The organism is Delftia sp. SD018 (assembly GCF_017355445.1).
Taxonomy (GTDB): domain Bacteria; phylum Pseudomonadota; class Gammaproteobacteria; order Burkholderiales; family Burkholderiaceae_C; genus Comamonas; species Comamonas acidovorans.
Window position 1 is genome coordinate 197,368 of the sequence record NZ_JADDRN010000002.1, and the last position, 25,021, is coordinate 222,388.

Annotated in this window: 23 protein-coding genes; 12 read left to right on the top strand and 11 right to left on the bottom strand. The window is 69.4% G+C overall.

Annotated features, from left to right (window positions below; translation table 11 throughout):
* Positions 1-14: 14 nt before the first annotated feature.
* The 3 genes from INR38_RS03955 to INR38_RS03965 form a co-directional block, all read right to left on the bottom strand.
* Complete coding sequence (locus tag INR38_RS03955) at positions 15-1,880, bottom strand: phosphoenolpyruvate carboxykinase (GTP) (protein ID WP_043823347.1); 1,866 nt, start codon at positions 1,878-1,880, stop codon at positions 15-17.
* 325 nt (positions 1,881-2,205) lie between these two features.
* Positions 2,206-2,355, bottom strand: a complete 150-nt coding sequence (locus INR38_RS03960) for a hypothetical protein (RefSeq protein WP_013800017.1) — start codon at positions 2,353-2,355, stop codon at positions 2,206-2,208.
* Positions 2,356-2,461: 106 nt separating this feature from the next.
* On the bottom strand, positions 2,462-3,661 hold the full coding sequence (locus INR38_RS03965; RefSeq protein ID WP_065344929.1) for a threonine ammonia-lyase: 1,200 nt from the start codon (positions 3,659-3,661) through the stop codon (positions 2,462-2,464).
* A gap of 135 nt (positions 3,662-3,796) precedes the next feature.
* On the opposite strand from INR38_RS03965, the gene INR38_RS03970 reads away from it, so the two are divergent.
* Both INR38_RS03970 and INR38_RS03975 read left to right on the top strand, forming a co-directional pair.
* Positions 3,797-4,825, top strand: coding sequence for an AraC family transcriptional regulator (locus INR38_RS03970; RefSeq protein ID WP_034397583.1), 1,029 nt, complete (start codon positions 3,797-3,799; stop codon positions 4,823-4,825).
* 123 nt (positions 4,826-4,948) lie between these two features.
* Entirely contained in the window at positions 4,949-6,061 is a 1,113-nt protein-coding gene (locus INR38_RS03975; protein ID WP_207442514.1) for a siderophore-interacting protein, read from the top strand.
* Between the two features lie 45 nt (positions 6,062-6,106).
* Here INR38_RS03975 and INR38_RS03980 read toward each other — a convergent pair whose 3' ends face one another.
* Both INR38_RS03980 and INR38_RS03985 read right to left on the bottom strand, forming a co-directional pair.
* Positions 6,107-7,627 (bottom strand): AMP-binding protein, encoded by a 1,521-nt coding sequence (locus tag INR38_RS03980; protein WP_207442515.1) that lies wholly within the window; start codon positions 7,625-7,627, stop codon positions 6,107-6,109.
* A gap of 45 nt (positions 7,628-7,672) precedes the next feature.
* The gene (locus tag INR38_RS03985) at positions 7,673-9,367 is read right to left on the bottom strand and encodes an acyl-CoA dehydrogenase family protein (protein ID WP_207442516.1); all 1,695 of its coding nucleotides are present in this window, start codon (positions 9,365-9,367) and stop codon (positions 7,673-7,675) included.
* 96 nt (positions 9,368-9,463) lie between these two features.
* Between INR38_RS03985 and INR38_RS03990 the strand changes: the two genes are divergently transcribed.
* Positions 9,464-10,072 carry a TetR/AcrR family transcriptional regulator gene (locus INR38_RS03990; RefSeq protein ID WP_012202060.1) on the top strand — a complete coding sequence of 203 codons (609 nt, stop codon included), beginning with the start codon at positions 9,464-9,466 and terminating at the stop codon, positions 10,070-10,072.
* Positions 10,073-10,114: 42 nt separating this feature from the next.
* Here the strand turns inward: INR38_RS03990 and INR38_RS03995 are convergent, their stop codons facing one another.
* The 3 genes from INR38_RS03995 to INR38_RS04005 all read right to left on the bottom strand — a co-directional run bounded on the left by INR38_RS03995 (position 10,115) and on the right by INR38_RS04005 (position 13,141).
* Positions 10,115-11,293: an ATP-binding protein gene (locus INR38_RS03995; protein ID WP_207442517.1), complete on the bottom strand. Its 1,179-nt coding sequence runs from the start codon at positions 11,291-11,293 to the stop codon at positions 10,115-10,117.
* Positions 11,278-12,003, bottom strand: a complete 726-nt coding sequence (locus INR38_RS04000) for a response regulator (RefSeq protein WP_012202062.1) — start codon at positions 12,001-12,003, stop codon at positions 11,278-11,280. Before INR38_RS04000 ends, INR38_RS03995 begins: the two co-directional genes overlap by 16 nt.
* A gap of 133 nt (positions 12,004-12,136) precedes the next feature.
* Positions 12,137-13,141 (bottom strand): fimbrial protein, encoded by a 1,005-nt coding sequence (locus INR38_RS04005; RefSeq protein ID WP_207442518.1) that lies wholly within the window; start codon positions 13,139-13,141, stop codon positions 12,137-12,139.
* 344 nt (positions 13,142-13,485) lie between these two features.
* Here INR38_RS04005 and INR38_RS04010 point away from each other — a divergent pair, with 344 nt between their 5' ends.
* The 9 genes from INR38_RS04010 (at position 13,486) to INR38_RS04050 (ending at position 21,716) form a co-directional block, all read left to right on the top strand.
* Entirely contained in the window at positions 13,486-14,958 is a 1,473-nt protein-coding gene (locus tag INR38_RS04010) for an efflux transporter outer membrane subunit (RefSeq protein ID WP_043795644.1), read from the top strand.
* Positions 14,955-16,109: an ABC transporter permease gene (locus INR38_RS04015; protein WP_012202065.1), complete on the top strand. Its 1,155-nt coding sequence runs from the start codon at positions 14,955-14,957 to the stop codon at positions 16,107-16,109. Before INR38_RS04010 ends, INR38_RS04015 begins: the two co-directional genes overlap by 4 nt.
* A 15-nt stretch (positions 16,110-16,124) precedes the next feature.
* A complete protein-coding gene (locus INR38_RS04020; RefSeq protein ID WP_013800028.1) occupies positions 16,125-16,883 on the top strand; it encodes an ABC transporter ATP-binding protein in 759 nt (252 codons plus the stop codon).
* A complete protein-coding gene (locus INR38_RS04025; RefSeq protein ID WP_034397595.1) occupies positions 16,880-17,824 on the top strand; it encodes an HlyD family efflux transporter periplasmic adaptor subunit in 945 nt (314 codons plus the stop codon). Before INR38_RS04020 ends, INR38_RS04025 begins: the two co-directional genes overlap by 4 nt.
* Positions 17,817-18,521, top strand: a complete 705-nt coding sequence (locus tag INR38_RS04030) for an MtnX-like HAD-IB family phosphatase (protein WP_202757681.1) — start codon at positions 17,817-17,819, stop codon at positions 18,519-18,521. Before INR38_RS04025 ends, INR38_RS04030 begins: the two co-directional genes overlap by 8 nt.
* A 174-nt stretch (positions 18,522-18,695) precedes the next feature.
* Positions 18,696-19,643, top strand: coding sequence for an alpha/beta fold hydrolase (locus tag INR38_RS04035; RefSeq protein WP_207442519.1), 948 nt, complete (start codon positions 18,696-18,698; stop codon positions 19,641-19,643).
* Positions 19,633-20,001: an EamA family transporter gene (locus INR38_RS04040; protein ID WP_012202070.1), complete on the top strand. Its 369-nt coding sequence runs from the start codon at positions 19,633-19,635 to the stop codon at positions 19,999-20,001. Before INR38_RS04035 ends, INR38_RS04040 begins: the two co-directional genes overlap by 11 nt.
* A 1-nt stretch (position 20,002) precedes the next feature.
* Positions 20,003-20,497, top strand: coding sequence for a DMT family transporter (locus INR38_RS04045; protein WP_034397603.1), 495 nt, complete (start codon positions 20,003-20,005; stop codon positions 20,495-20,497).
* The gene (locus INR38_RS04050) at positions 20,490-21,716 is read left to right on the top strand and encodes a DegT/DnrJ/EryC1/StrS family aminotransferase (protein WP_207442520.1); all 1,227 of its coding nucleotides are present in this window, start codon (positions 20,490-20,492) and stop codon (positions 21,714-21,716) included. Before INR38_RS04045 ends, INR38_RS04050 begins: the two co-directional genes overlap by 8 nt.
* Here INR38_RS04050 and INR38_RS04055 read toward each other — a convergent pair.
* From INR38_RS04055 to INR38_RS04065, 3 genes are all read right to left on the bottom strand, one after another.
* Entirely contained in the window at positions 21,679-22,983 is a 1,305-nt protein-coding gene (locus tag INR38_RS04055; RefSeq protein WP_207442521.1) for a cyclopropane-fatty-acyl-phospholipid synthase family protein, read from the bottom strand. The genes INR38_RS04050 and INR38_RS04055 overlap by 38 nt on opposite strands.
* A 68-nt stretch (positions 22,984-23,051) precedes the next feature.
* Positions 23,052-23,963 (bottom strand): hypothetical protein, encoded by a 912-nt coding sequence (locus INR38_RS04060; RefSeq protein ID WP_013800035.1) that lies wholly within the window; start codon positions 23,961-23,963, stop codon positions 23,052-23,054.
* Positions 23,945-25,018, bottom strand: coding sequence for a GNAT family N-acetyltransferase (locus tag INR38_RS04065; protein WP_207442522.1), 1,074 nt, complete (start codon positions 25,016-25,018; stop codon positions 23,945-23,947). The genes INR38_RS04060 and INR38_RS04065 overlap by 19 nt, the downstream gene beginning before the upstream one ends.
* Positions 25,019-25,021 lie beyond the last annotated feature (3 nt).

Consider the following 25,021-nt stretch of genomic DNA (forward strand, 5'->3'; position numbering starts at 1 on the left):
GCTCAGGGGGAGCTTTATGTCCCCAGGCGCTTTTCCAGTTCGGCCTTGGTCACCAGCAGCTCCTGGGGCAGCTTGTGGGCCAGCTTGTCGAAGTGCTCGGTGTGCAGCTGCATTTCCTCGGCCCAGGCGGCCTTGTCGATGCTGGTCACGCTGGCGAACTGGTCGGCGGAGAAGTCCAGGCCGGTCCAGTTGATCTCGGCGTACTGGGGCGCAATGCCGAAGGCGGTCTGCTCGCCCTGTGCCTGGCCTTCGAGGCGGTCGATCATCCACTTCAGGACGCGCATGTTCTCGCCGTAGCCGGGCCAGACGAACTTGCCGTCGGCGTTCTTGCGGAACCAGTTGGTGGTGAAGATCTTGGGCAGGGCGGCGCCCTGGCCTTCGATCTTGGCGCCCAGCGTGAGCCAGTGCTGGAAGTAGTCGCTCATGTTGTAGCCGGCAAACGGCAGCATGGCGAAGGGGTCGCGGCGCACCACGCCCTGGGCGCCGAAGGCGGCGGCCGTGGTTTCCGAACCCATGGTGGCGGCCATGTAGACGCCTTCGGTCCAGTTGCGGGCCTCCGTCACCAGCGGCACGGTGGTGGAGCGGCGGCCGCCGAAGATGATGGCGTCGATCTTCACGCCCTTGGGATCGTCCCAGGCTTCGTCCAGCGCGGGGTTGTTGGTCGCGGCCACGGTGAAGCGGGCGTTGGGGTGGGCGGCCTTGGCGCCGGTCTCGCGGGCGATCTGGGGCGTCCAGTCCTTGCCTTGCCAGTCGATCAGGTGATCGGGCTGCTTGCCGGTGTCCTTGTCCATGCCTTCCCACCACACGTCGTTGTCATCGGTCAGCGCGACGTTCGTGAAGATCACGTTCTTGTCGAGGCTGGCCATGCAGTTGGGGTTGGTGTGGTAGTTCGTGCCCGGGGCCACGCCGAAGTAGCCGGCTTCGGGGTTGATGGCGCGCAGCGAGCCGTCGGCCTGGGGCTTGATCCAGGCGATGTCGTCGCCGATGGTGGTGACCTTCCAGCCTTCGAAGACCTTGGGCGGCACCAGCATCGAGAAATTGGTCTTGCCGCAGGCGCTGGGGAAGGCCGCAGCCACGTGGTATTTCTTGCCCTGGGGGTTGGTCACGCCCAGGATGAGCATGTGCTCGGCCAGCCAGCCCTGGTCGCGGCCCATGGTGGAGGCGATGCGCAGCGCAAAGCACTTCTTGCCCAGCAGGGCGTTGCCGCCGTAGCCCGAGCCATAGCTCCAGATCTCGCGCGTCTCGGGGTAGTGGACAATGTACTTGGTCTTGTTGCAGGGCCAGCTGGTCTGGTCCTTCTCGCCTTCGGCCAGGGGCGCGCCCACGGTGTGCACGCAGGGAACGAACTCGCCTTCCACGCCGATCACGTCATACACGGCACGGCCCATGCGGGTCATGATCTTCATGTTGACGGCCACATAGGCGCTGTCGGACAGCTCCACGCCCACGTGGGCGATGGGCGAGCCCAGCGGGCCCATGGAGAAAGGCACCACATACATGGTGCGGCCGGCCATGCAGCCGTCGAACAGCGGCTGCAGCGTGGCGCGCATCTCGTTCGGGGCCATCCAGTTGTTGGTCGGGCCCGCGTCTTCCTTGTTGGCCGAGCAGATGTAGGTGCGGTCCTCGACGCGCGCCACGTCGGACGGGTCGGACCAGGCCAGGTAGCTGCCGGGGCGCTTGACGGGATCGAGCTTCTTGAAGGTGCCGGCATCGACGAGCTGCTGGCACAGCTGCTCGTACTCTTCCTGGGAGCCGTCGCACCAGTGGATCCGGGCGGGCTTGCACAGTGCGGCCATCTCGGCCACCCAGGCGATCAGTCGGCTGTTCTTGACGTAGGCAGGGGCCTGGATGTTCAGGCCTTGCATGACGGGTGCGTTCATCGCGGAGCTTCCTTCAATTGAAAAAACCAGTTTTTCAAAGGGGACGCGCCTGTTGCCGCACCAACTTTGAGAAACGGGCTCTTGTTCAGTCGGCGCGCGAAGGAAGCTCTTCTCGGGGCGGCGAGGCGGCGCTGGCGGAAGCTGGCGGCGCACCGGCTGGGGATTCGATTCTAGGGAGCGGTCACGAATTTGTCAGCAAACGAATGGCAAAAACTATGCATTCTGTGCATTGAAATATGCAAGATGATCTGTCTGTTTGCCTATGCAATAGGCAAACAAAAAGCCCCGCAAAGCGGGGCTCGGTGCAGGGGGCGAAGGGGCCGTATCAGGCCATGTTGACGGCGATGAAGGCCAGCAGAAACATCATCACGGCACCTGCCAGGGGCAGGATGACGGGCATGTAGGGGACGATGGCCTCGGTGGCGTCTTCGGGGGGCGACTGCTCGCCGTGGTTCGCTGCGGGATCATGCGACATGCAAAAGCTCCTGGCTGCCAATGGGGATGCCCCATTCTAGGCAGGCCTGCCCGCCAGCGCCTTCGGGGAAAGCCATGACACAAGGGGCCATGGGCCTGCTAGGGCTCTAGACGGCGTTGACCTGCATGCCTTCGGCCTGCAGGGCAGCGATGACCTCTTCGATGTGTGCCTTGTTGCGGGTCTGCAGCACCAGCTCGATCTCCACGCTCTGCGCGGCCAGCATGGTGAAGGCGCGCTGGTGGTGGACTTCCTCGATATTGGCGCCCGCCGCTGCCACCGTGGCCGTGATGCGCGCCAGCACGCCGGGCACGTCGCGTGCGCTGACCTTGATGCGCGCCAGCCGCCCGGAGCGCACCATGCCGCGCCCGATGATGGCCGCCAGCAGCAGCGGGTCGATGTTGCCGCCCGACAGGATCAGCCCCACCTTCTTGCCCGCGAAGTGCTGCGGATGGCGCAGTAGCGCGGCCAGGCCCGCGGCGCCCGCACCCTCGACCAGGGTCTTCTCGATCTCCAGCAGCATGAGCACGGCCTGCTCGATGTCGCCTTCGTCGACCAGCAGCATGTCGTCCACCAGGCGCGAAACGACTTCCTGCGTGATCGCGCCGGGCTGGGTGACGGCAATGCCCTCGGCGATGGTCGAGGTGCCCATGGGCAGCCCGGCCTGGCGCACGGCATTGAACATGGACGGAAAGCGCTGGGTCTGCACGCCGATGATCTCGATGCCCGGGTTCAGTCCCTTGGCGGCCGTGGCCACGCCCGCGATCAGGCCGCCGCCGCCGATGGCCACGATGAGCTGGTCCAGGTCGGGCTGCTCGGCCAGCATCTCCAGCGCCAGCGTGCCCTGACCCGCCGCGATCTGCTCGTCGTCATAGGGGTGGACGAAGCACAGGCCCTGCTGCTCGGCCAGCGTGTAGGCGTGCTGGCGCGCCTCGGCCAGGGAGTCGCCGTGCAGCACGATCTCGGCGCCGAAGCCGCGCGTGCGCTCCACCTTCACGCCCGGCGTGAAGCGCGGCATGACGATGACGGCACGCACGCCCAGGCGCTGCGCGTGGTAGGCCACGCCCTGGGCATGGTTGCCGGCGCTCATGGCGACCACGCCGCGTGCGCGCTCCTCGGGCGAGAGCTGGGCCAGCTTGTTGAGGGCGCCGCGTTCCTTGAACGAGGCCGTGAACTGCAGGTTCTCGAACTTGAGATAGACCTGCGCTCCCGTGATCTGGGACAGCGTGCGCGATTCCACGCAGGGCGTTTCGAGCACGGCGCCGCGCAGGCGGTCGGCGGCGTTCTGGATGTCTTGGAGGCTGAGCATCACGCATTGTGGCGCACGGCGGCCCGGGCGCGCGGCAGGGCACGCCATGGATTCCCCGCAGAAAGCGCCGCACCGGCGCGATCCATAAAATGAGAATCATTCTTGTCTTTGGGGCGCACGCCGCTCCGGCTGGCCATGGCTCTTTCCTCTGTCCAAACACCTGCACGCCCTCCGCGCTGGCTGGGGCGGGGCACGCTGCGTGCCTGCGACTTCAGCGGTCCCGACTACCGCATTCTCGATGCCGAGGTCACGGCCGAGGACGCGCTGCTGGCCGGGCACCTGCAGTCCTGGCAGGTCCAGCCCGGCCTGTGGCTGCATGGCGTGGAGGCGCGCGACCTGCGCACCATGAGCACGCGTTCGCCGGCCGTGCCGGGGCTGCATCTGGTCGTGCTGCTGGAGGGCTGCGTGGACGTGGCCTTCGGCAGCCAGGGCCTGCAGATGCAGGTGGCGCCCGCCAGCCCGGCCGGTGCCCATGTGCAGGCCTGCGGCGCCGTCATCCATTCGCGGCCCGGCGACATGTTCATGCGGCATTGGCGGCGCGGCAAGTTCGAGCGCAAGCTCAGCATCACCGTGCAGCCGCAATGGTTTGCCGCCCAGGCCCTGCCCATGGTCGCGCCACCGCTGCTGCGGCACTGGATGGAGCAGCAGTTGCTGGCCATACAGCCCTGGCAGCCATCGCCGCGCGCCGTGGCGGTGGCCGAACAGATCATCCAGCTGGCGCGCGAGGGCTCTGCGCCCCTGCTGCTGGCCAGCCGCACGCTGGAGCTGGTGCACGAGGCCGTGCAGGCGCTGGACGCGCCCGAGCCCGATCCGGCGCAGACCGTGCCGGGCGTGCTGGGCGTGCGCGAACACCGGCGCATGGCGCGCCTCAAGGCCTTGCTGGACAGCGGCGGCGACGGCTGCCGCCCGCTGGCCGAAATCGCGCGCGAGGTCGGCCTGAGCGCCAGCGCCCTGCAGCGCCAGTTCCGCCTGGCCTACGGATCGAGCATCGACGGGTACCGGCGCGAGCAGCGGCTGGAACGCGCCTGGGCCGCGCTGGAGCAGACGGGCTGCAGCGTCTCCGAGGTCGCGCATGCGGCCGGCTATTCCAGCGCCGCCAATTTCTCCACGGCCTTCAAGCGCCGCTTCGGCATCTCTCCCAAGCTGGTGCGCGCCAGGCTCTGAGGGCCAGGGCCGCCGTATGGGCTTATGGGCTTATGGGCGCGCTGCGCAAACGTCGGCGGGGCTGGCGCAAACCCCGCGGGCGCTGCGCGATGCTGCAATCACCGAACGAAAGGACATCCGTCAATGACACAGCTGCAGGCACGCACTTCGGTGCGCATGGACAGGGCCGAGGAGGCCATCGCCGCCATCGTCGGGCACATGCAGGAGCACGACATCACCGTGCGCCGCGAAGGCGCGCGCTGGGTGGCCGACTACGAAGGCGGCCGGGGCCAGCTGTGGCTGGAGGGCGGGCAGGTCCATGCCGAGGTGGCGGCACCTGGCGTGGAGCTGTTGCAGGACATGAAGCTCATGCTGGCCCACCTGCTGCTGGAGGCCACGGGCGCCGCCGACGGCTCCCTGGCCTGGGAGGGTGACGGCGCCGCGCTGCAGCGCCCGCCGGCCTTCCGCGAGCTGCGGGTGCTGGCCGTGCGCGATCTCACGCCGCACATGCGCCGCGTGCGCTTTGCCTGTGACGACATGGCGCGCTATGCGCAGGACACCAACATCCACGTCAAGCTGCTGTTTCCGCAGCCGGGCGTGACCGAGCCCGAATGGCCCACGCTGTCGGCCAGCGGCCTGCTGCGCCTGCCCGAGGGCGACGAGCGCCTGGACATGCGCACGTACACCATGCGTGCGATGGGAATGGCCCAAGACGGCGCCAACGGATGGATCGACGTGGACTTCGTGCTGCACGAGGACGCCGGCCCCGGGTCCGCCTGGGCCGCGCGCGCCCAGCCGGGCCAGCGCATCGGCATGACCGGCCCCGGCGGGCGCACGGCCACCCCGGCCGACTGGATGCTGCTGGCCGGCGACGACACCGGCCTGCCGGCCATGCTGCGCATTGCGGCCGCCCTGCCGGCGCACACGCGCGGCCATGTGTTTGCCGAGGTCCAGGGTCCGCAGGACGAGCAGCCCGTGCAGGCGCCCGAAGGCCTGCAATGGCACTGGCTGCACCGGGGCGCTGCCGAGGCCGGCACCACCACGCTGCTGATCGACGCGCTGCGCGCCGTGCGCTGGCCGGATGCGTTGGCCGGTCATCCCGCCAGCCGCTTCGTCTGGGCCGCTGGCGAATTCGACACCGCCCAGGCCGTGCGCCAGTGGGCGCGCGAGGAGCGCGGTCTGGAAAAGCACGAGCAGCTGGTCGTGGCCTATTGGCGGCGCGGCATGAGCGAGTCGGATTTCAAGGCCGCGAAGTAGGCCGCTAAGTAGGCCGCGAAGCAGGCCACGCAGGGGGCCGGCGCCTCAGGTGGCGTTGGGCTCCTGACGCAGCAGGAATTTCTGCAGCTTGCCTGTGGGCGTGCGCGGCAGGCTGGCCGCAAAGACGAATTCACGCGGGATCTTGTAGCGCGCCAGCCTGTCGGCCAGGAACTGCTGCAGTGCCTCGGCCTGCGGCGCGGCCTCGCCGCGCGTCACCACGTGGGCGACGACGGTCTCGCCCCATTCGGCGTGGGGCCTGCCCACGACGGCGACATCGGCGACCTGGGGATGGGCCGACAGCGCGTCCTCCACCTCCTTGGAATACACGTTCTCGCCACCCGTGATGACCATGTCCTTGGTCCGGTCCACGATGAAGAGATAGCCCGCGTCGTCCAGGCGCGCAAGATCGCCCGTGCGGTACCAGCCGCCCGGTGCGAAGGCGGCAGCCGTGGCCTGGGCGTCGTGCAGGTAGCCGTCCATCACGCTGCCGGTGCGCAGCCAGATCTCGCCGGTGTCGCCCGGGCCGGCATCCTCGCCGTCGTCGCGCACCACGCGCATATCCACGCCGGGCAGGGCCACGCGGCCGATGGAGCCGGCCCGCTCCACCTGCTCCTCGGGGTAGAGCGTGGTGCCCGTGGGGCCGGTCTCGGTCATGCCGTAGACCTGGTAGAAGCGGTCGCTGCGGTAGGCCGTGGCCAGCTTGCGTGCCATCTCGGCGCCGATGGGGCCGCCGCCGTAGACCCAGGCGCGCACGCTGCTGAGGTCGTAGCGGGCAAAGTCGGGCAGCATCTGCAGCGGCGCAAAGTAGGAGACGGGGGCGCCGAAGTACAGCGTCACGCCCTCGTCCTGCACGGCCTGCAGGAAATGCTGCGGGTGGTACTCGCGCAGCAGCACCACGGTGCCGCCCATGTACAGCGTGCCGCCAAACCAGTTGTTGAGCGGCGAGGAATGCCAGATGGGCATGGCCATCAGCGTGCGTTCCTCGCGCGTGATGGACAGGCCCAGTGCGGCCGTGATCGCCGCCAGCGTGACGGCGCGGTGGCTCAGCAGGCAGCCCTTGGGCCGGCCCGTGGTGCCCGAGGTGTAGAGCACCTGGGCAATGTCGCCATCGGCGGGCCGCGTGCCTTCCATGGGCCTGGCGGCCGCCACCAGCGTGTCCCAGTCCTGGACACCCGGGACGGCATCTTGCGCCTCGGTCACAAGGCGGGCGCAGGGGTGTGGCGCGGCGGCGACCACGGGCGCGAGTGCGGCGTCAAACACCAGGGCCTTGCACTGCGCGTGGTCGAGGATGTACTGCAGCTCGGGTGCCTGCAGCTTGTGGTTGACGGGCACCAGCGCGGCGCCCAGGCGCCAGGCGCCGAACAGGGCTTCGACAAAGCCCGGCGTGTTCAGGCACATCAGGGCCACGGTATCGCCCCGGCCCACGCCCTGGGCCTGGAGCACGGCGGCCGCGCGCTGCGAGCGCCGCTGCATGTCGGCATAGCTGATGGAGGCGCCGCGGTCGCGCAGAAAGGCCTTGGCGGGCGTCTTGCGCACGGCGCTGTCGAAGGCGTCGAGCAGGTTCATGTCTTGTCTCCTTGTGCTTTGTTGTGTGGTGGGCCGGCGGCCGCTTCAGGCGGGCAGCGCGCGCTGCAGGATGGCGGCGATGTCCAGGCCTGCCGGGTCGAAGGCGCCCGCCACCATGGCGCCCTGCTGCGCCCCCAGGCGCGTGGCGATGAAGCCATCGGCCATGGCGGGCGGCGCATGGCGGCGCAGCAGGCAGGCCTGGGCCAGCAGCACCAGGTCCTGCACCAGGCGGCGTGCCTGGGCCTCGAGCTGGTCAGGCGGGCCGGACAGGCGCCGGGCCAGCGATTGCGCCTGCTGCAGCAGCGCGGGCTCGCCCGCTGCCGTGTCGATCAGGTCCTGCAGCAGCAGCTGCGCGCCGTCGGGCTCGCGCGAGATGGCACGCAGCACGTCCAGGCACATGACGTTGCCCGAGCCTTCCCAGATCGAATTCACGGGCGCCTCGCGGAACAGGCGCGCCATCACGCCCGTGTCCACATAGCCGTTGCCGCCCAGCACCTCCATGGCCTCGCCCGTCAGCTCCACGCCGCGCTTGCAGACCCAGAACTTGGCCGCTGGCGTCATGATGCGTTTCCAGGCGCGCTCCAGCGGATCGCCCTCGTCGCCTCCACGCTCATAGGCCTGGGCCAGGCGCATGGCGATCTGCAGCGCGGCCTCGCTTTCCAGCGCCAGGTCGGCCAGCACGGTGCGCATCAGCGGCTGCTCGGCCAGGTGCTTGCCGAAGACGCTGCGCCGGCGCGCATAGGCCAGGGCCTGCACCGTGGCCGAGCGCAGGATGGCGGCGCTGCCCAGCACGCAGTTCAGACGGGTGTAGGTGGCCATCTCGATGATGGTGGGAATGCCCCGGCCTTCCTCGCCCATCAGGATGCCCCAGGCGTCCTCGAACTCCACTTCGCTGCTGGAGTTGCTGCGGTTGCCCACCTTGTCCTTCAGGCGCTGCACGCGCACGGCATTCCTGCTGCCGTCCGGGCGCCAGCGCGGTACGTAGAAGCAGGCCTGCCCACCGCCTTCCCCCATGCGCGCCACCACCAGGTGGGCATCGCACATGGGTGCCGAGAAGAACCACTTGTGGCCGCGCAGCAGGTACTCGCCGCCACGCCCGCCGGCGTGCACCGGCATGGCCACCGTCGTGTTGGCGCGCACGTCGGAGCCGCCCTGCTTCTCGGTCATGCCCATGCCCAGCCACATCGATGCCTTGTCGGCCACGGGCAGGTCGCGCGGATCGTATTCGTGGCTGAACAGCTTGCCCTGCAGCTGCTGCCACAGCGCCGGTTCCTTTTGCAGCAGCGGGATGGCGGCCGTGGTCATGGTGGCCGGGCACAGCGTGCCCTGTTCGACCTGGCCGTGCAGGTAGAAACCTGCGGCCCAGGCGCTCCAGCGGCCCGCGCTGCTGTCCTCGAAGGGCAGGGAGATCAGCCCCTGCTGCCGGTATAGTCCCAGCAGCGTGTGCCAGCTCGGGTGGAACTCCACGGCGTCGATGATGCGGCCGCGCGCGTCGAAGCGGTGCAGCTCGGGCGTGTGGCGGTTGGCCTGCTCGGCCAGCTCCCAGGTGGCGCGCTCGCCCAGCTGCTGCGCATAGCGCGACAGCGAAGGAGTGTGGCGCGCAGCGCCGTTGCGCTGAAGGGCCTCGGCCAGGGCAGGGTCGGCCTCCAGCAGGTTGAAGTCGGTGAGTTCGTCGACCTGGTTCAGGACGTCGTGCGTGTTCCAGGTGTGCCCTGTCTGCAATGTCTGGCCGGTGCTCATGCGTGTCTCCGTGATCGTTGGTCTCAACGCAAAAGTCTAGGAAAAATGCCCAGCAAAGGTGTTCGGGTTTCACGGCAGCAGCCGCAGCCGCCCAAAGTGCGGCGCCGCCCCCTGCAATCGCGCGCGCAGGCCACGTCGCAGGCGCTGCAGGACGCCTTTGTTCGGCTTGTGATCGAGCAGGGCTACGAGCGCACCACGGTGCGCGAGGTGGCCGCCGTGGCCGGCGTGGGCCTGGGCACCTTCTACGAATACTTCGGCAACATGGACACGCTGGCGGCCATGTGCATCCACCGCCAGGTGCAGGCCCTGCACGCCCAGGGGCTGCAGACGCTGCAGGACAGTGCCGGCATGCCGCTGGCCACGCGCGTGGACCGCCTGCTGGACACCCTGGTCGACGGCATTGCGCGCGAGGCGCCGATGTGGGCCGCGCTGTTCATGCTGGAGCGCAAGGTGTCCGCGCCCGAGCCCTTCCGCCGTCACTACCAGGCCTATGTACAGCTGTGGGGCACGGCATTGCAGGACTGCGATCCGCCGCTGCCCGCGCCGGCCCAGCCCCTGGCACGGCTGCTGCACACGCTGACCTATGGCTGGGTGTCGCAATCGCTGCTGGCGCTGGGGCCGCAGCAGACGCTGCAGCAGCTGCGCGCGCCGCTGGGCTGGGCCATCCATGCGCTGCTGCGTGAGGCGCAGGCCCCGTCCGCGTAGCGGACCCCGCAGCGGCCCCCGGCGGCCTCCAGCGGGGCAGGATCAGACCCGCGGAAAGCGCAGCGTGAAGCGGGCACCGCCCTGCTCGGAGTCGTCGGCCTCCACGCTGCCGCCCTGGGAGACGGTCAGTGCCTTGACGATGGACAGGCCCAGGCCCGAGCCCTCGCGGCGGCGCTTGCCGGGCACCTGGGCAAAGCGCTGGAAGGGGTGGGAGCGCAGCTCGCTGGGCAGGCCGGGACCGGCATCGCTGATGCGCAGCACGGCCCAGGCACGGCCTTCGACATCGGATTCCACCGTCAGCGCCACGCCCAGCCATGCGCCGCTGGCCGCATGGCGGATGGCGTTGCTGACGAGGTTGGAGAGGATCTGGCGCATGCGGTCGGCGTCGGCACGGATGTCGGCCATGCCGATGTCACTGGGCGCGGGCAGGTGCATCTCCAGCTGCATGCCATGCTGCAGGAGCTGGGGGTGCAGGTGGTCCAGCGTCTCGGCCACGAGTTCGGCCAGGTCCAGGCGCTGCTTTTGCAGCGACAGCTGGCCGGCATCGGCCATGGACAGCGTGTGCAGGTCGCCGACCAGCCGGCCCAGGTGCTCGACCTGGAACAGCAGCGTGTTCAGCTCGGTGTCGTCTGCGGCGATGACGCCGTCGCAGATGGCATGCAGGCGCGCCTGCAGCACGGTCAGCGGCGTGCGCAGCTCGTGCGAGATCGAGGCCGCCGTGGCGCGGCGCTCGGCCTCCAGCGTCTCCAGCGAATCGATCATGCGGTTGAAGGCCACCACCATCTCGGCCATTTCGCCATGGGCCTTGCCGGGCAGGGCGCGCGCGCTGAAGTCGCCCAGCTCCACGCGCTTGGCCACCTCGACCATGGACGCCAGGGGCCGCGTCACCAGGCGCGAGACCCAGAAGCCCACGGCCAGCCCGAAGGGCAGGCACACCAGCAGGCCGATGACCAGGGACCATTTCTCGCCGAACAGCAGATCGCCCGTCCAGTACTGGCCGTAGATCTGCATGGCGCGCGGGCTGTCTTCCAGCGACTGCGCGTTGAGTTCGTCCAGCTCGATCTGCACGGCCGGCGGCAGGCTGCTGTAGAAGTCGCGGTACTGGATCTCGGAGAACACCAGCACGCCGATGGCCAGCAGGGCAATGGTGCTGAGCACGGTGGCCGTGATCCACAGGCCGAAGCGCACCCAGATGCGGTTGGGCCTCAGTCCCAGGGCCATAGCCGGTAGCCAATGCCGCGCACGGTCTCGATCAGGCCTTCCTGGCCGGCCAGCTGCAGCTTGCGGCGCAGCTTGGACAGATGGGAGTCGATGACGCGCTCCAGCGCATCGCTCTCGGGCAGGCAGTGCTCGATCAGGTGGGAGCGCGAGAAGCAGCGCCGGGGCTGGGCCGCCAGGCAGGCCAGCAGGCGGAATTCGGTCAGCGTCAGGGGCAGCGGCAGGGCGCGGCCCTCGTTGTCGTAGACCACGGCGCTGTGCGCCTCGGCGTCGATCTCGATGGGGCCCACGCGGATGGGCGCGGGCGCCGGGTTCTTGCGCGCCTGGGTGCGGCGCAGCACGGCGCGCACGCGGGCCACGACCTCGGGCGGATTGAAGGGCTTGACCACGTAGTCGTCGGCGCCCAGACGCAGGGCCAGCAGCTTGTCCACGTCATCGGCCAGCGCCGTGACCATGATCACGGGCGTCTGGCTGTCATCGCGGATGGCGCGCAGCACGTCGATGCCATCCATGCCGGGAAGGTGGATGTCCAGCAGCACCAGGTCGGGCCGCAGCAGGCGGAACAGCTGCAGCGCCTCCTGGCCGTCCGAGGCCATGCGCGAACGCAGCCCGTCCCGCTCGAGATAGGCCGTCAGGATGCTGGCGATGGCGGGCTCGTCTTCGACGACGAGCACGAGGGGGGTGGTTGCCGTTGGCTGTGCTGTGGAGTTCATGGGAAAGCTGGCAGGGCCAGGCGCACATTATGGTGCGATGCCCTGGATGCCGCCGCCCCTCCATATTGGCTCCACGAAGTCTGCAATCGCGCGCAAGGCTGGCGCTGTTCATTTCCTGCGGACCCATCAGCGGCTATTGGTAGCTCATCGTGAAGGTCGCCCTGCCATAGGCCATGCCAGGTGTCACGCTGCCGGCTGTCTGCACCAGGCGCGCGCTCAGCGGAATCTTCAGGCTGTTCTGCCCCTGTGCGACCGGGCCCGCATTCCATTGGTTGGCATTGCCCAGGCTGCCGGAGTCGGGGCCGAAGCTCACGGGCACGTTGTTTCTCAGTACCTGTATGCCGACACCCCGGGCCTTGGAATTTTGGGCCAGCGTCAGCGTGCTCGATCGGTTGGTCGCCTGGGTGGCATCCGTCAGCGTGATGAAGGCGGTCAGGCGTGTATTGGCTTCGCCTCCCGCGCAGGTCAACTCGATGCTGAAGTCCTTGGCTGCCGTGACGGACCCGATTCCCTTGAAATCGGCGAACGGGGCGGGGGCCATGGTCACGTCGATCTTGCCCGTGGACACCCGGCAGGTCGGCGGCCTGGGGCGGCTGCTGACGTTGACGGTGATGCCACTTGAAAAGAATATCGTGGCCAGCAAGTCACGGGCATTGCCGGTCCCTGAGTAGATTCGTGCGAAGCTGCCATTCAGGGAACCGCCAGATGTGAGTTCTCCGGTTTTCACGAGCTCGAGGGTCATGTTGTTGCTTGGCAGTGAATGGAATATGCCCTGTTTCAGCATGGACCCTGAATAAGGCGCGGCTCTTTCCCACGTGATTCTCATGCCCAGGTTGGGAATGGCGGTGGAATATATTCCACCGCTTTCCGTTCCAATGCCTTCTATGTAATAAAAATCATTGTCGCAAGAAATGTGGTAGCTGCCGGCTCCGGTATTTTGTAAATTCATTGTCCTGGAATAGACAACGCTGCCAATCGGATAATTTTCATTGACGATGGTGGGGGTGTTGGCTGAACCCGGAAACTGGGCATTCCAACCCTGGGAGGAACAACGGGCCCAGGATGAAATAGGGGCCATAAAGAAAATCAAGAGGAGAGGCGTGGCCAATGCATGGCGCAAGATGGCTGTGAAAGACATGCTGTGAACTCCAGCCTGGAAGATATGGATCAATGCCTTGGGACGGGTGGCATAGGGCGCGATATCCGGCCAATGTACTGACCTGCATGCGGCCTTGGAATTGGAGCGTTCTGAAAATAAACTCGGAATCATCCGAGTCCGCGGTGATCGGGCGGTCCGCAACTGGCTCTTGCCCGGGTTGGGGCAGAGAGGTCCCCGCAAGGCGCTGCGCTCTCCATGTTTCCTCCATAAAGCCTGCAACCTCGCGCAAGCTTGGCCGCGTCCAATGGCCATCCGGGGACATGGTTCCCTGGCCTCGTTTTCCCGGCCCTCCCCTCGATCATCCCCTCCCGCCTGTCCATCCCGTGAACCACGCCGCCGCGACGCATCGCCTCTCCAGCCTGTGCCTGGGCGCCGCCCTGGCGCTGGCCGGTTGCTCCTCGCCGCCTCCGGCGCAGCTTGACGGCTCGGTGCCCACGCAGTGGACGCAGCCCCTGCCAGCCGCCGCGCCGGGTGCACCTGGCTCGGCCGCAGCGCCCGACCTGCAGGGCTGGTGGAAGGCCTGGGGCGACGAATCCCTGAACACTCTGGTCGAGGAGGCGCTGGCCGCCAACCTCGACCTGTCCCAGGCCCAGTCGCGCCTGCGCCAGCAACGGCTGCTGGCCGGCACGGCCGGCTCGGCCTTCCGGCCCGTGTTCACGGCCGGTGCGCGCACGCTGCAGGACATTGCGGCCATCGACTCGTATTTCCACGCCAGCATCGACGTGAGCTGGGACCTGGGCCTGTTCGGCGCCCGCGAGGCCGGCGAGCGCAATGCCGCCGCCTCCGTGCTTGACGCACGGGGCCGACTGCAGGCGGCCCGCGTGGCCCTGGTGGCCGATGTGGTCCACCGCTATCTGGACATCCGCATGGCGCAGCGCCAGCGCGCCCTGATCGACGAACAGGCACTGCTGGATGCGCGTGCCCTGCAACTGGCCCAGGTGCGCCAGCAGCAGCGCCTGGGCACGGCCGAGGCCGTGCACCAGCTGCAACTGCAGGCCGGCCAGAGCGCGGCCTTGCGTGCCAGCCTGCGCGAAACCCAGGCCCGCAGCGCCCACATGCTGGCCGCCTTGCTGGGCCGCACGCGGCCCGATGCGCAGTGGCTGCAGGCCGATGCCAAGGCCCCGCTGCCCGGCCCCCAGGCGCTGGGCGTGGCCGTCCTGCCGGCCGACCTGCTGCGCACGCGCCCCGACATCCAGGTGGCGCAGGCCGCCGTGGAGCGCGCGGCGGCCGAGCAGGGCATTGCGCATGCGGCGCTGTATCCGCGCTTCGTGATCGGCGGCTCGCTGCTGTACTCGTTCAACATCACCCAGAACCTGCGTACCACGCAGGACAACGCACCCACCTTCGGGCCGCAGATCGACATTCCCCTGTTCGACTGGGGCCGCCGTCGTTCCCAGGCCGACGCCAGCGAGCTGGCGCTGCAGGCCGCCATCCAGGCCTACCGCCAGAGCGTGCTCGACGGCGTGGCCGAGGTCGAGTCCGCACTGGCCGCGCTGGACGCCCAGCGCGAGCGCATCGCCTCGCTGCAGTCCACCCAGCAGGTGCTGGCCGAGCGCGAGCGCGTGCAGGACCAGCGCCTGAAGCTGGGCCTGGACAGCGAATTCGGCGGCCTGGCGCCCCGTCGCGCCGCGCTGCAGGCGCGCAGCGAGCAGACCACGGCCCTGGCCGCCCATGCGCTGGCCTACGTGGCGCTGTACAAGGCCCTGGGCGGCGCGCCGCTGCCGGCCGAGGACCAGGACGCTGCCGACAGCGGCATGGCTCCACTGGCTCCGCTCGCACAAGGAGCGCCCTCATGATCGCCCTGGCACGCAAGACGCTGGTGCACGAGTGGCGCCGCTTCATTCCCTCCGTCTTCGCCGTGGGCTTCTCCGGCGTGCTGCTGGCCATGCAGGCTGCGCTGGTGCTGGGCATCTTCGGCTCGGCCGCGCTGTATGTGACGGCTTCCTCGGCCGACCTGTGGATCGGCTACCCGGGCACGCAGAGCGTGAACTTCGGGCGCACCATCGGCCGCGACGTGGACATGCGCCTGCGCATGGACCCCGATGTCGCGGCGGTCGAGCCCTATGTCTGGGTGGACGGCGACTGGCGCTCGGACTCGGCGGCCGGCGGCGCGGCGAGCGAGCACGGCGGCGGCGTGTCGGTCTACCTGTCGGGCATTGCCACCGATGACGCCTCCATGCTGTTTTCCCACGTGCTCCAGCCCTGGCAGCGCCAGCGCCTGCGCGAGACCGGCGCCGTGATCGTGGACCGGGCCGACCTGCAGACCCTGGGCACCAGCGAAGGCGGCGTGGCCTGGGTCAACAACCACCGCGTGCAGGTGGTGGCGGCCGTGGACGGCCTGCGTGGCCTGGGCGGCGTGAACGTATTGGCCTCGCTGGCCACGGCCCGCGAGATTGCGGGCGACCCCGGCCAGGGCAGCACCTATTTCGTGGCGCGCGTGCGCCCGGGCGCCTCGGCCAAGGCCGTGAAGCAGCGCCTGAACCAGCCCACGCCCAGCTTCGGCCCCTACGAGGCCTGGACGGCCAGGGAATTCGCGCGGCGCTCGCAGCGCTACTGGATGTTCGACACGGGCGCCGGCGCGGGCGTGCTGTTCATGGCCGTCATCGTCTGCCTGGTGGGCTCGGTAGTCACCAGCCAGTCGCTCAAGGCCGTGGTGGCCGCTTCCTCGCGCGAGTACGCCGTGCTCAACGCGCTGGGCGTGAGCCGCGCGGCACTGGGCCGCGTGGTGGTCGAGCAGGCCTGCTGGATCGGCGGCCTGGGCTTTGTGATGGCCGCGCTGGCCAGCGCCGTATTGCTGGCCCTGGCCATGGCCTACCGCGTGCCCGTGGCGCTGAACGCATCGGCCGTGCTGGCCTGCGCCGTGCTGGTGGCCGTGCTGTCCCTGCTGTCGGGCCTGGGCGCCATGCGCAGCCTGCTGCGTGCCGACCCGGCCACGCTGCTGCGCTGAAGACGGCCAGACCCCATGAACGTGATGAATGCCCACTCCCCCGCGCCCACGGCGGCGCCCCGCACGGCCCCCAGCCTGGAGGCCGTGCGCCTGTGCAAGTCCTTTCTGTCGGGCATGGTCAGCGTGCAGGTGCTGCAAGGCCTGTCCGTGTCGCTGTACCCGAGCGAGCTGAGCCTGATCTCCGGGCCCTCGGGCTGCGGCAAGAGCACGCTGCTGTCGCTGATGTCGGGCCTGCAGGCGCCCGACAGCGGCCACGCCATGGCGCTGGGCGAGGACCTGGGCAAGCTGGGCACGCGGGCGCTGGAGAAATTCCGCCTGCGCCATACGGGCTTCGTCTTCCAGGGCTTCAACCTGTTCCCGGCGCTGACGGCCATCGAGCAGGTACAGCTGCCCCTGGGCTACATGGGCCTGCGCAGCGACGAGGCCCTGCGCCGCGCGCAGCAGGCGCTGGACGAGGTCGGCCTGTCCCACCGCGCCCACATGCGCCCGGCCGAACTGTCGGGCGGCGAAAAGCAGCGCGTGGCCATCGCCCGCGCCATGGCCAAGGCGCCGCAGCTGCTGTTTGCCGACGAACCCACGAGTGCGCTGGATGCCGAAAGCGGCCAGCGCGTCATCGACATCCTGCACCGCGCGGCGCGCAACCATGGCACGACCGTGCTGTGCGTGAGCCATGACCCGCGCCTGGTGCGCCATGCCGACCGCGTGCTCGGCATGGAGGACGGCGCCATCCGCAGCGACTGGCGCCAGACCTCCCCGTTGAAGGAAAAAGAATGAAGTACCCCCTGAGCGGCCTTGCCGCGTCCACTGCCGGTCTGGCTGCGGCGCTGGCCGCCGCCGCGCTGCTGGCGGGCTGCGGTCCTTCGCACGATGCGCCTGCCAATGCCGGCCAGGCCAGCGCCAAGGCGCAGCAAAACGGCCCGGCGGCCGTGGCCGTGGCGCGCGGCAAGATCGAGGTGGAAGGCGGCCTGCTGGACCTGTCGCCCGCCGTGGCCGGCGTGGTGCAGCAGCTGTCCGTCAAGGAAGGCCAGTCCGTGCAGCGCGGGCAGTTGCTGCTGAGGCTGGCCGACGATACGGGCCAGGCCGACCTGGCCGTGGCCGAGTCCGAGGCCCAGCTGGCCAAGGCCCGCCAGAAGGCACGCGCCGCGCGCCTGCCCCAGCTCAAGCAGACCCTGTCGCGCTGGCAGGCCGCAGCGCGCGAGGGCGCCGCCGATGCGCAGAACGTGGACGAGGCCGCGCAGGCGCTGCGCGATGCCCAGGCCGAGATCGACGTGGCCGCGGCCGAGGCCCAGGTGGCACAGCGCAAGCTCGAACAATTGCGCGCCCAGCACAAGCGCCAGGAACTGCGCGCGCCCGAGGCCGGCACCGTGGTGCGCCTGGCCACCCATGCGGGCAGCCAGGCCGTGCCCGGCACGCCGGCCGTGGTGCTGCTGCCGCAGCGCCCGCTGCAGGTGCGCGCCGAAATCAACGAAAGCTTCGCCGCCGCCGTGCGCGAAGGCATGCGGGCCACGGTGACGCTGGACGCCGATGGCGCCGCACAGCAGCAGCTGCCCTCGGCACGCGTGCTGCGCATCAGCCCCGTCTATGGCACGGCGCGGCTGCAGGACGACCAGCAGCGCGGGCCGGTGCGTGTCATCGAGTGCGTGCTGGTCTTCGAGCAAGCTCCCGCCGCCGCCGTGCGCGTGGGTCAAAACGTAAGGGTGCAGTTTCATGAATAAGCGCATTCCCCTGTATCTGGACACCGCCGCCCCCGGCTGGATGGTGCAAAGCGACTTCGACGGCACGATCAGCCTGCTGGACGTGACCGACACCCTGCTCAACCGCTTCGGCAAGCCCGGCTGGCAGGAACTGGAAGACGCCTGGGAGCGCGGCGAGATCGGCTCGCGCGAATGCATGAAGGGCCAGGTCGCGCTGCTGGACATGGACGAGGCCGAGCTGCGCGCCCATCTGGACACCATCGAGATCGACCCCGGCTTTGCCGGCTTCGTGGCGGCCGCCCAGGCCCACGGCATGGTGGTGCAGGTGGTCAGCGACGGCATCGACTACGCCATACGCCATGTGCTGGAGCGCCATGGCCTGGGCCATCTGCAGGTCATCGCCAACCGCCTGGTGCAGACCGGCGAGCGCAGCTGGCGCCTGGACTCTCCCTGGGCCAGCGCGCAGTGCGCGCGCGCCAGCGGCAACTGCAAGTGCGAGCGCCTGGCCGAGCAGCAGGCCCTGCACGGCCGCGTGCTCTACGTGGGCGACAGCACCTCGGACTTCTGCGTCTCGGGCCGGGCCGACTTCGTGCTGGCCAAGTACAAGCTCATCGCCCACTGCGAAAGCCGGGGCATCGCCCATGCGCCCTTCGAGCATTTCGAGCAGGCCACGGCCTTTCTCGACAAGGTGGTCCTGGGCCTGGAGGCGCTGGCATGACATACCACCCCCTGAGTCGCTTCGCGCCTTCCCGTTGCACGGCGCCCCCCAAGGGGGACGATACCTTCGGTGCGGGGCGGCGCGGCCGGCCAAGGCCCTTCCTCGGTGTCTCTGGCTTCAGGGCACGCCAGTTTCACGGTCAGAGGGCGACGCGCAGCGTCATGGAAAATTGACATGAATTTGAGTGATGGGCTCTCCTTGGTTCAGCACAGCGAGCAGGCTGCTGCCACGGGGCTGGACAATGTCTGCGTGACCGAGCATGAATTCGTCATGCCGGGCACGGGCGCTGCCGCGCGCACCGGCGTGCTGCTGGTGCACGGGCTCACGGGCACGCCTGCCGAAATGCGCCTGCTGGCCAAGGGGCTGAACAAGCAGGGCTTCACCGTCTATGTGGTCCAGCTGGCCGGCCATTGCGGCAGCATGGAAGATCTCGTGGACACGCGCTGGACCGACTGGCTGGCCAGCGTGGAGGCCGGGCTGCAGCGACTGTCGCAGCACATGGACCATGTGGTGGTCGGCGGCCTGTCCATGGGCGCCGTGCTCTCCCTGGCCGTGGCCCAGCGCCACCCCGACAAGGTGGACGGCGTCTGCGCCCTGTCCACCACCTTCCGCTACGACGGCTGGAGCATTCCCTTCTACACGCGCCTGGCCTTCCTGCTGCCGCTGTTCCGCGCGCTGGGCATTGGCCGCCACAGCGTGTTCATGGAGCAGCCGCCCTACGGCATCAAGGACGAGGCCCTGCGCGCGCGCGTGGTCGAGCAAATGCATTCGGGCGACAGCGCGGCGGCCGGCCTGCCGGGCAATCCCTGGTGGTCCATCATCGAGCTGCGCCGCCTCTCGGCCCATGTGCTGGCGCGCCTGCCCCAGCTGCGCTCGCCCTGCCTGGTCATCCATGCGCGCAACGACGACATCTCGTCGGTGGCCAACGCCCATGACATCGTGCATGGCGCCAGCCAGGCCCATGTCGAGCTGGTGCTGCTGGACAACAGCTACCACATGGTCACCATCGACCGCGACCGCCGAACCGTGATCGCGCGCACCACCGAATTCGTGGCGCGCATCGCCAGCGGTGCCGCCCCCCGCGAGGTGCGGGCTGCGGAGGCCGCACGGCATGGGCAGTGATCTCTCGCCGCTGGTCATCACGCTGTGGGTGCTGAACGTGCTGGTGGACAGTGGGGGCCAGCTGGCCTTCAAGGCAGCCGCCAGCCAGCCCGGTGATCTCGACGGCCTGGCGCGCTGGCGCTTCATGGCCTCCAGGCCCTGGCTGTGGCTGGGCGTGGGCTGCTATGTGGCCGAGTTCGTGCTGTGGCTGGCCTTTCTCTCGCTGGTGCCGCTGTCCGAAGGCGTGCTGCTGGGCTCCATCAACATCGTGGCCATCATGATCGCGGGCCGGCTGCTGTTTGCCGAGAAGCTGGCACCCATGCGGGTCGCCGGAATTGTCCTCGTGTCCATAGGCGTCGCCATCGTGGGCCTCCATTGAAATGAAGCGTTTCTATTTCATCGGCTTTCTGGTGCTCATGGCCTTCGACACGCTGGCCCAGCTGAGCTTCAAGCAGGCCGGCAATGCGGCGCTGCCGCTGGAGTTCTCCACGGCCTGGCTGGCGCGCGTGTTCGGCCAGCCCTGGATCTATGGCGCCTTCGTGGGCTACATCGGCGCCTTTTTCTCGTGGATGACCTTGCTCAAGCGCGCGCCCATCGGCCCGGCCTTTGCGGCATCGCACCTGGAGATTCTTTCCGTGCTGGCGCTGTCGTACTGGCTGTTCGACGAGCGCATAGGCATGCCCCAGATCATCGGCTGCCTGTTCATCGTGGCCGGCATCGCCTGCCTGGCCGTCAGTGAGACGCAGGAGGCCGAGGGGCCCGGCGCAGACGATGACACGCCGGGCCATGCGGGCGGCAACCCGGGCGCGGGCTCGGCCAGCGCGGGCGCCGCGCATCTGGCGGCCTCGGCCGAGCACGGCTCGCACCGTGGCTGAACGCGTGCTGCCGCCCACGGCGGGCCTGCCGCTGCGCGCGGCCGACCTGCTGCCCTGGGGCGATGCGGACCTGGCGACGGCGCTGGCGCAGTGGCTGGGCGTGCCCGCCGTGCAGCTTGAATGCTCGGGCACCTCGGCGCTGATGGTGGCGTTGCAGACCCTGCGCCGCCTGGCGCCGGGCCGCAGCGAAGTCATCGCCCCCGCCTATACCTGCCCGCTGGTGGCCCTGGCCGTGGCGCACTGCGGCCTGCAACTGCGCCTGTGCGATCTGCATCCCGACACGCTGGACATGGACCCCGCGCGCCTGCGCGCCCTGTGCAGCGAACGCACCCTGGCCGTGCTGCCCACGCATCTGTGCGGCCGCGTGGCCGACGTGGCCACGGCCGTGGACTGCGCGCGCGCCGTGGGCGCCTGGGTGGTGGAGGACGCGGCCCAGGCCCTGGGCGCGCGCCTGCGCGGCGAGCCCGTGGGCTGGCAGGGCGATGTGGGCTTCTACAGCCTGGCCGTGGGCAAGGGCCTGACCACCTTCGAGGGCGGCGTGCTGCTGGCGCGCGACCCCGCGCTGCGCGAGGCACTGCGCGAGACACATGCGGCCAGCGTGCGCCAGGACCGGGGCTGGGAGTTGCGCCGCAGCCTGGAGCTGCTGGGCTATGCGGCGCTGTACCGCCCCGCCGGGCTGGAACTGGCCTATGGCCGTCCCCTGCGCGATGCGCTGTCGCGCAGCGACTGGGTGCAGGCCGCCGGCGATGATTTCGACGACGCCATTCCCCGCCATGAACTGGGCGCCTGGCGCCGCCGCGTGGGCCGGCGCGCGCTGGCGCGGCTGGCGGATTTCCAGCAGCAACTGCAGCGCCAGGCCCGTGAGCGCGGCGCCTGGCTGTCGGCCATCGATGGGATCGAGGTGGTGGGTGACACCGTGCCGGGTGCGCAAGGCGTCTGGCCCGTGCTGCTGCTGCGCCTGCGCGATGCAGCCACGCGCGATGCGCTGCTGCGCGCGCAATGGGGGCGGGGCTGGGGTCTGTCGCTGCCCTTCGTCCATGTGCTGCCCGACTATGGCCGCTACGACCATGTGCTGGGCCTGGCGCGCCAGGACGTGGTGGACCAGGGGCGCGACTGGGCACGGCGCCTGGTGGCCGTGGGCAACAGCCTGTGGTTCGACGACGCGCGCTTCGAGGCCTTGCTCAGCCTGCTGGAGAGGCCGCACGCCGCGCCTGGCTGACGGCTGCGGCCTGCGTGGCGCCGGGCGGTGGCTCGCGCCCGCGCAGGGCCTGGCTGCGTTCGGCGACATAGTCGCGCGTGAGCGGAACCGCTTCCTGGCGGCGTGCCAGCTGCACCTGGAAAATGGCGATGTCCTGGTAGCGGAAGGCGGCTTCCGACATGGACAGATAGAACTCCCACATGCGGCAAAAGCGCTCGTCGTAGAGCGCGGCAGCCTCGCCGCGGCGCGCCATGAAGCGCTCGCGCCACAGCCGCAGCGTGCGCGCATAGTGCAGGCGCAGCACTTCGATATCGGTGACCACCAGGCCGCTGCGTTCGATGGCCGGCGTGAACTCCGACAGGGACGGGATGTGGCCGCCCGGGAAGATGTAGCGCTCTATCCAGGGATTGTTGAAGTCGGGCACATCGCTGTTGCCGATGAAGTGCAGCAGCATCACGCCATCGTCGGACAGCAGCTCCCGGCACTGGCGGAAGAAGGCGTCGTGAAAACGCGTGCCCACATGCTCGAACATGCCCACCGAGACGATGCGGTCGAAGGTGCCGCGCGTGTCGCGGTAGTCTTCCAGGCGGTAGCTGAGGCGGTCTGCGCACGGGGACTGGCCGGCACGCTGGCGGGCGCCCGCCAGCTGCTCGCCGGACAGCGTCACGCCCGTCACATGGCCCGCACAAGCCACCTCGGCCAGGTAGCGCGACAGTCCGCCCCAGCCGCAGCCTATGTCCAGCACGCGGTGGCCGGGCTCCACGAGCAGCTTGGCGGCGATGTGGCGCATCTTGGCCCGCTGGGCCTGCTCCAGGCTTTCGTCGCCATGCTCGAAGTAGGCGCAGGAGTACTGGCGCTCGCCATCCAGAAAGAGCCGATAGAGCCGGTCGTCGAGGTCATAGTGGTGCGCCACGTTGGCGCGCGCCTTGCTGCGGCGGTTGTGCTGCAGCAGCGGCCGCAGCCGCATGCGCCAGGCATCGAGCAGCCGCACGCTGGCCGGCACGGGCAGGTTGCGCGCGTTGCGCAGCACGAGCTCCAGCACGTCGTAGATGCTGCCCCGCTCCACCACCAGGCGCTGCTGCATGAACATCTCGCCAAGGTTCAGGTCCGGGTCGCGCATCAGGGCCCACAGCGCGCGCCTGTCCGTGAAGCGGATGCGTGCCTGCGGCTGGCCGCCGTCGCCGAAGGCCAGCATGCGTCCCCAGGGCAGGCAGATTTCGAGCAGTCCCTTGCGCACCAGGGGTGTGAAACTGCGCTGCAGCAGTCTTTCGGTCAGCCGGTCGATCATGGGGTTGCCTCCTGTCTTGCGGTCGGCCGCGGTGCGCGGACGTGGGGGATGCGGGGTGTGAACGGATCCTAGGGGCTGGTGCAGGTCTGGATGTATTCGACCAGCCGTTCGTTGAAGGCATGCTGGCCCAGCTGCCAGGTGGCCAGCGTCTGCGCGTCGATCTGCGTGTCCTGGCCGTCTCCGGCGCTCATCCAGCGCTTCCACCAGGTCGTGTAGCGCCAGGAGGACACATCGCCCGTGATGTCGCTGCCCACGATCTGGCCGGCCAGCGCGCCGATGATGTCCAGGGCCTCGCCTTCCTGCATGCGGCCCTGGTCCCAGTTGGTGCGCACCACCTCGGGCGCGAACACGTCCTTGTCGATGCTCAGGTAGGTGGGCTGGGCCTGCTCGCGCAGCATGCGCGCCAGCGTGCGCGACAGGTCGGCCACGCTGGCAAAGCCGCGAAAGGCGGCATCCACGCCCAGGCGGCGCGCCCAGCCCGTGTCCACGCCCGCGCTCCAGTAGCTCAGGCGGCCGGCGCGCAGCGGCGTGAGGTAGTTCTCCCAGGCGTGCGCGCGGCCGATGTCGCCGGAGGTGATGCCGGCCACATGCACATGCGAGACGGCCGGATGCAGGGCCACGCGCCGGACCCAGGAGCCGCAGTGCACGCCCCAGGGAAAGCGCATGTTGTCGGGGTGGTTGTCCAGCACGACCACGCGCAGCGGCCGGCCTGCGGACAGGGCCTGGGCGGTGATGCAGCGCTCGATCAGCGGCCAGCTCAGGTGGTGGAAGTCGCCACTGCCCATGAGGGCCGTGCCATGCGCGGCGGGCAGTTGCGCGTCGAGTGCCGCGCGGAACTGCGCAAAGCGGCGCAGGCCGCAGCCAAAGCGCACCTGCTCCTGCCAGTCCTGCAGCGGCAGGCGCAGCTCGCCGGGCAAGGTCCCCACCGAGCCATCCACATCCAGCACGACCGGCTGGGCATTCAGTTCTGTTCGCTCCATTGGCGATCGCTTTCGAAGTGGCCGGCAAAGCGCCGGCCCAGTGCGCGCAGCAGCGGATTGCGGATGAAGACCGCATGCTGCGTGAAGGTGAAGCTGGCGCCCAGCTGGGCCTTGACCTCGGGGTCGGTCCAGCCGGCCACGTAGTGGCTCAGGCCGCGTTCGATGGCGTATTCAAGGTTGACCATCCAGCTCACGAAGTAGAGATTGGCCTCGCGCGCGGCCGGGTAGGACAGGCCGATGTACTTGTCGATCAGCTTGCCGCCGTGCTCGAAGCACAGGTTCCAGCCCAGCAGCGCGCCGGGCGTGCCGTCGTCCTGCAGCGCGCGGTACTCGAACACGGTGCCGCCGTTGCCTGCATCGCGCAGCAGGGCCGCGAAGAAATCGCGCGTGAGCCTGTCGAAGTGGATCTCGCTTTGCGCATACACCGCATCGAACAGCGCGTAGTAGGCATCGACGCAGGCGTCATCGGCAAAGGCCGCGCCCGTGGGAATGCGCTGCACCTGCAGCTGCGCGCGGCTCCTGAGCTTGCGGCGCAGGTTCTGGCGGCGGCTCCTGGACAGGCGTGCAAGGTATTCGTCCAGGCTGGAGAAGTCGATGGGCACATGGGCCAGGGCCTGGCCCTCGACCAGGATGAAGCCCGCATCGGCCAGCGCCTGCGCCAGCGCCCGTGCGTGGGCGTTGTCGGCGTCCGGCAGCAGCGGTGAATCCTGGGGCAGATCCTTGACGATGGTCAGCATGCGTCGGCCTGCGCGCGCACGCAGCGCGGCAGCCTGCCGGGCGGCAGGGATGCCCATGGGCAGCACGGCGTACTCGCTGACCGTGGTGCCCACGAAGTCGGTGGACAGGCGCAGCCGGCGCGACAGCCAGCCGCCACCGGGCAACGACAAAAGACGCGCCTTGAGCGCGTCGTCCGCCGTGGTCAGAAGATCGAAGGGCGCCGTGAAGGCCGGCGCCGGCCAGTCCTGCAGCAGTGCGAAGCCCTCGGGAGGATGGGCCGCGAACTGCGCGAGCAGGCCTGGGGGTTCGAGCTGGTTGTGCAGGCGCTCTGCGGGCATCGC

Excerpts from the sequence above, each read along its gene's own strand:
- INR38_RS03970 (WP_034397583.1), top strand. The coding sequence starts at position 3,797 with ATGGCTCTTTCCTCTGTCCAAACACCTGCACGCCCTCCGCGCTGGCTG.
- INR38_RS03955 (WP_043823347.1), bottom strand. The coding sequence starts at position 1,880 with ATGAACGCACCCGTCATGCAAGGCCTGAACATCCAGGCCCCTGCCTAC.
- INR38_RS04060 (WP_013800035.1), bottom strand. The coding sequence starts at position 23,963 with ATGGAGCGAACAGAACTGAATGCCCAGCCGGTCGTGCTGGATGTGGAT.
- INR38_RS04015 (WP_012202065.1), top strand. The coding sequence starts at position 14,955 with ATGATCGCCCTGGCACGCAAGACGCTGGTGCACGAGTGGCGCCGCTTC.
- INR38_RS04055 (WP_207442521.1), bottom strand. The coding sequence starts at position 22,983 with ATGATCGACCGGCTGACCGAAAGACTGCTGCAGCGCAGTTTCACACCC.
- INR38_RS03965 (WP_065344929.1), bottom strand. The coding sequence starts at position 3,661 with ATGCTCAGCCTCCAAGACATCCAGAACGCCGCCGACCGCCTGCGCGGC.
- INR38_RS03980 (WP_207442515.1), bottom strand. The coding sequence starts at position 7,627 with ATGAACCTGCTCGACGCCTTCGACAGCGCCGTGCGCAAGACGCCCGCC.
- INR38_RS03985 (WP_207442516.1), bottom strand. The coding sequence starts at position 9,367 with ATGAGCACCGGCCAGACATTGCAGACAGGGCACACCTGGAACACGCAC.
- INR38_RS03975 (WP_207442514.1), top strand. The coding sequence starts at position 4,949 with ATGACACAGCTGCAGGCACGCACTTCGGTGCGCATGGACAGGGCCGAG.
- INR38_RS04030 (WP_202757681.1), top strand. The coding sequence starts at position 17,817 with ATGAATAAGCGCATTCCCCTGTATCTGGACACCGCCGCCCCCGGCTGG.
- INR38_RS04025 (WP_034397595.1), top strand. The coding sequence starts at position 16,880 with ATGAAGTACCCCCTGAGCGGCCTTGCCGCGTCCACTGCCGGTCTGGCT.
- INR38_RS04045 (WP_034397603.1), top strand. The coding sequence starts at position 20,003 with ATGAAGCGTTTCTATTTCATCGGCTTTCTGGTGCTCATGGCCTTCGAC.
- INR38_RS04035 (WP_207442519.1), top strand. The coding sequence starts at position 18,696 with ATGAATTTGAGTGATGGGCTCTCCTTGGTTCAGCACAGCGAGCAGGCT.
- INR38_RS04065 (WP_207442522.1), bottom strand. The coding sequence starts at position 25,018 with ATGCCCGCAGAGCGCCTGCACAACCAGCTCGAACCCCCAGGCCTGCTC.
- INR38_RS03960 (WP_013800017.1), bottom strand. The coding sequence starts at position 2,355 with ATGTCGCATGATCCCGCAGCGAACCACGGCGAGCAGTCGCCCCCCGAA.
- INR38_RS04040 (WP_012202070.1), top strand. The coding sequence starts at position 19,633 with ATGGGCAGTGATCTCTCGCCGCTGGTCATCACGCTGTGGGTGCTGAAC.
- INR38_RS04005 (WP_207442518.1), bottom strand. The coding sequence starts at position 13,141 with ATGTCTTTCACAGCCATCTTGCGCCATGCATTGGCCACGCCTCTCCTC.
- INR38_RS04000 (WP_012202062.1), bottom strand. The coding sequence starts at position 12,003 with ATGAACTCCACAGCACAGCCAACGGCAACCACCCCCCTCGTGCTCGTC.
- INR38_RS03995 (WP_207442517.1), bottom strand. The coding sequence starts at position 11,293 with ATGGCCCTGGGACTGAGGCCCAACCGCATCTGGGTGCGCTTCGGCCTG.
- INR38_RS04020 (WP_013800028.1), top strand. The coding sequence starts at position 16,125 with ATGAACGTGATGAATGCCCACTCCCCCGCGCCCACGGCGGCGCCCCGC.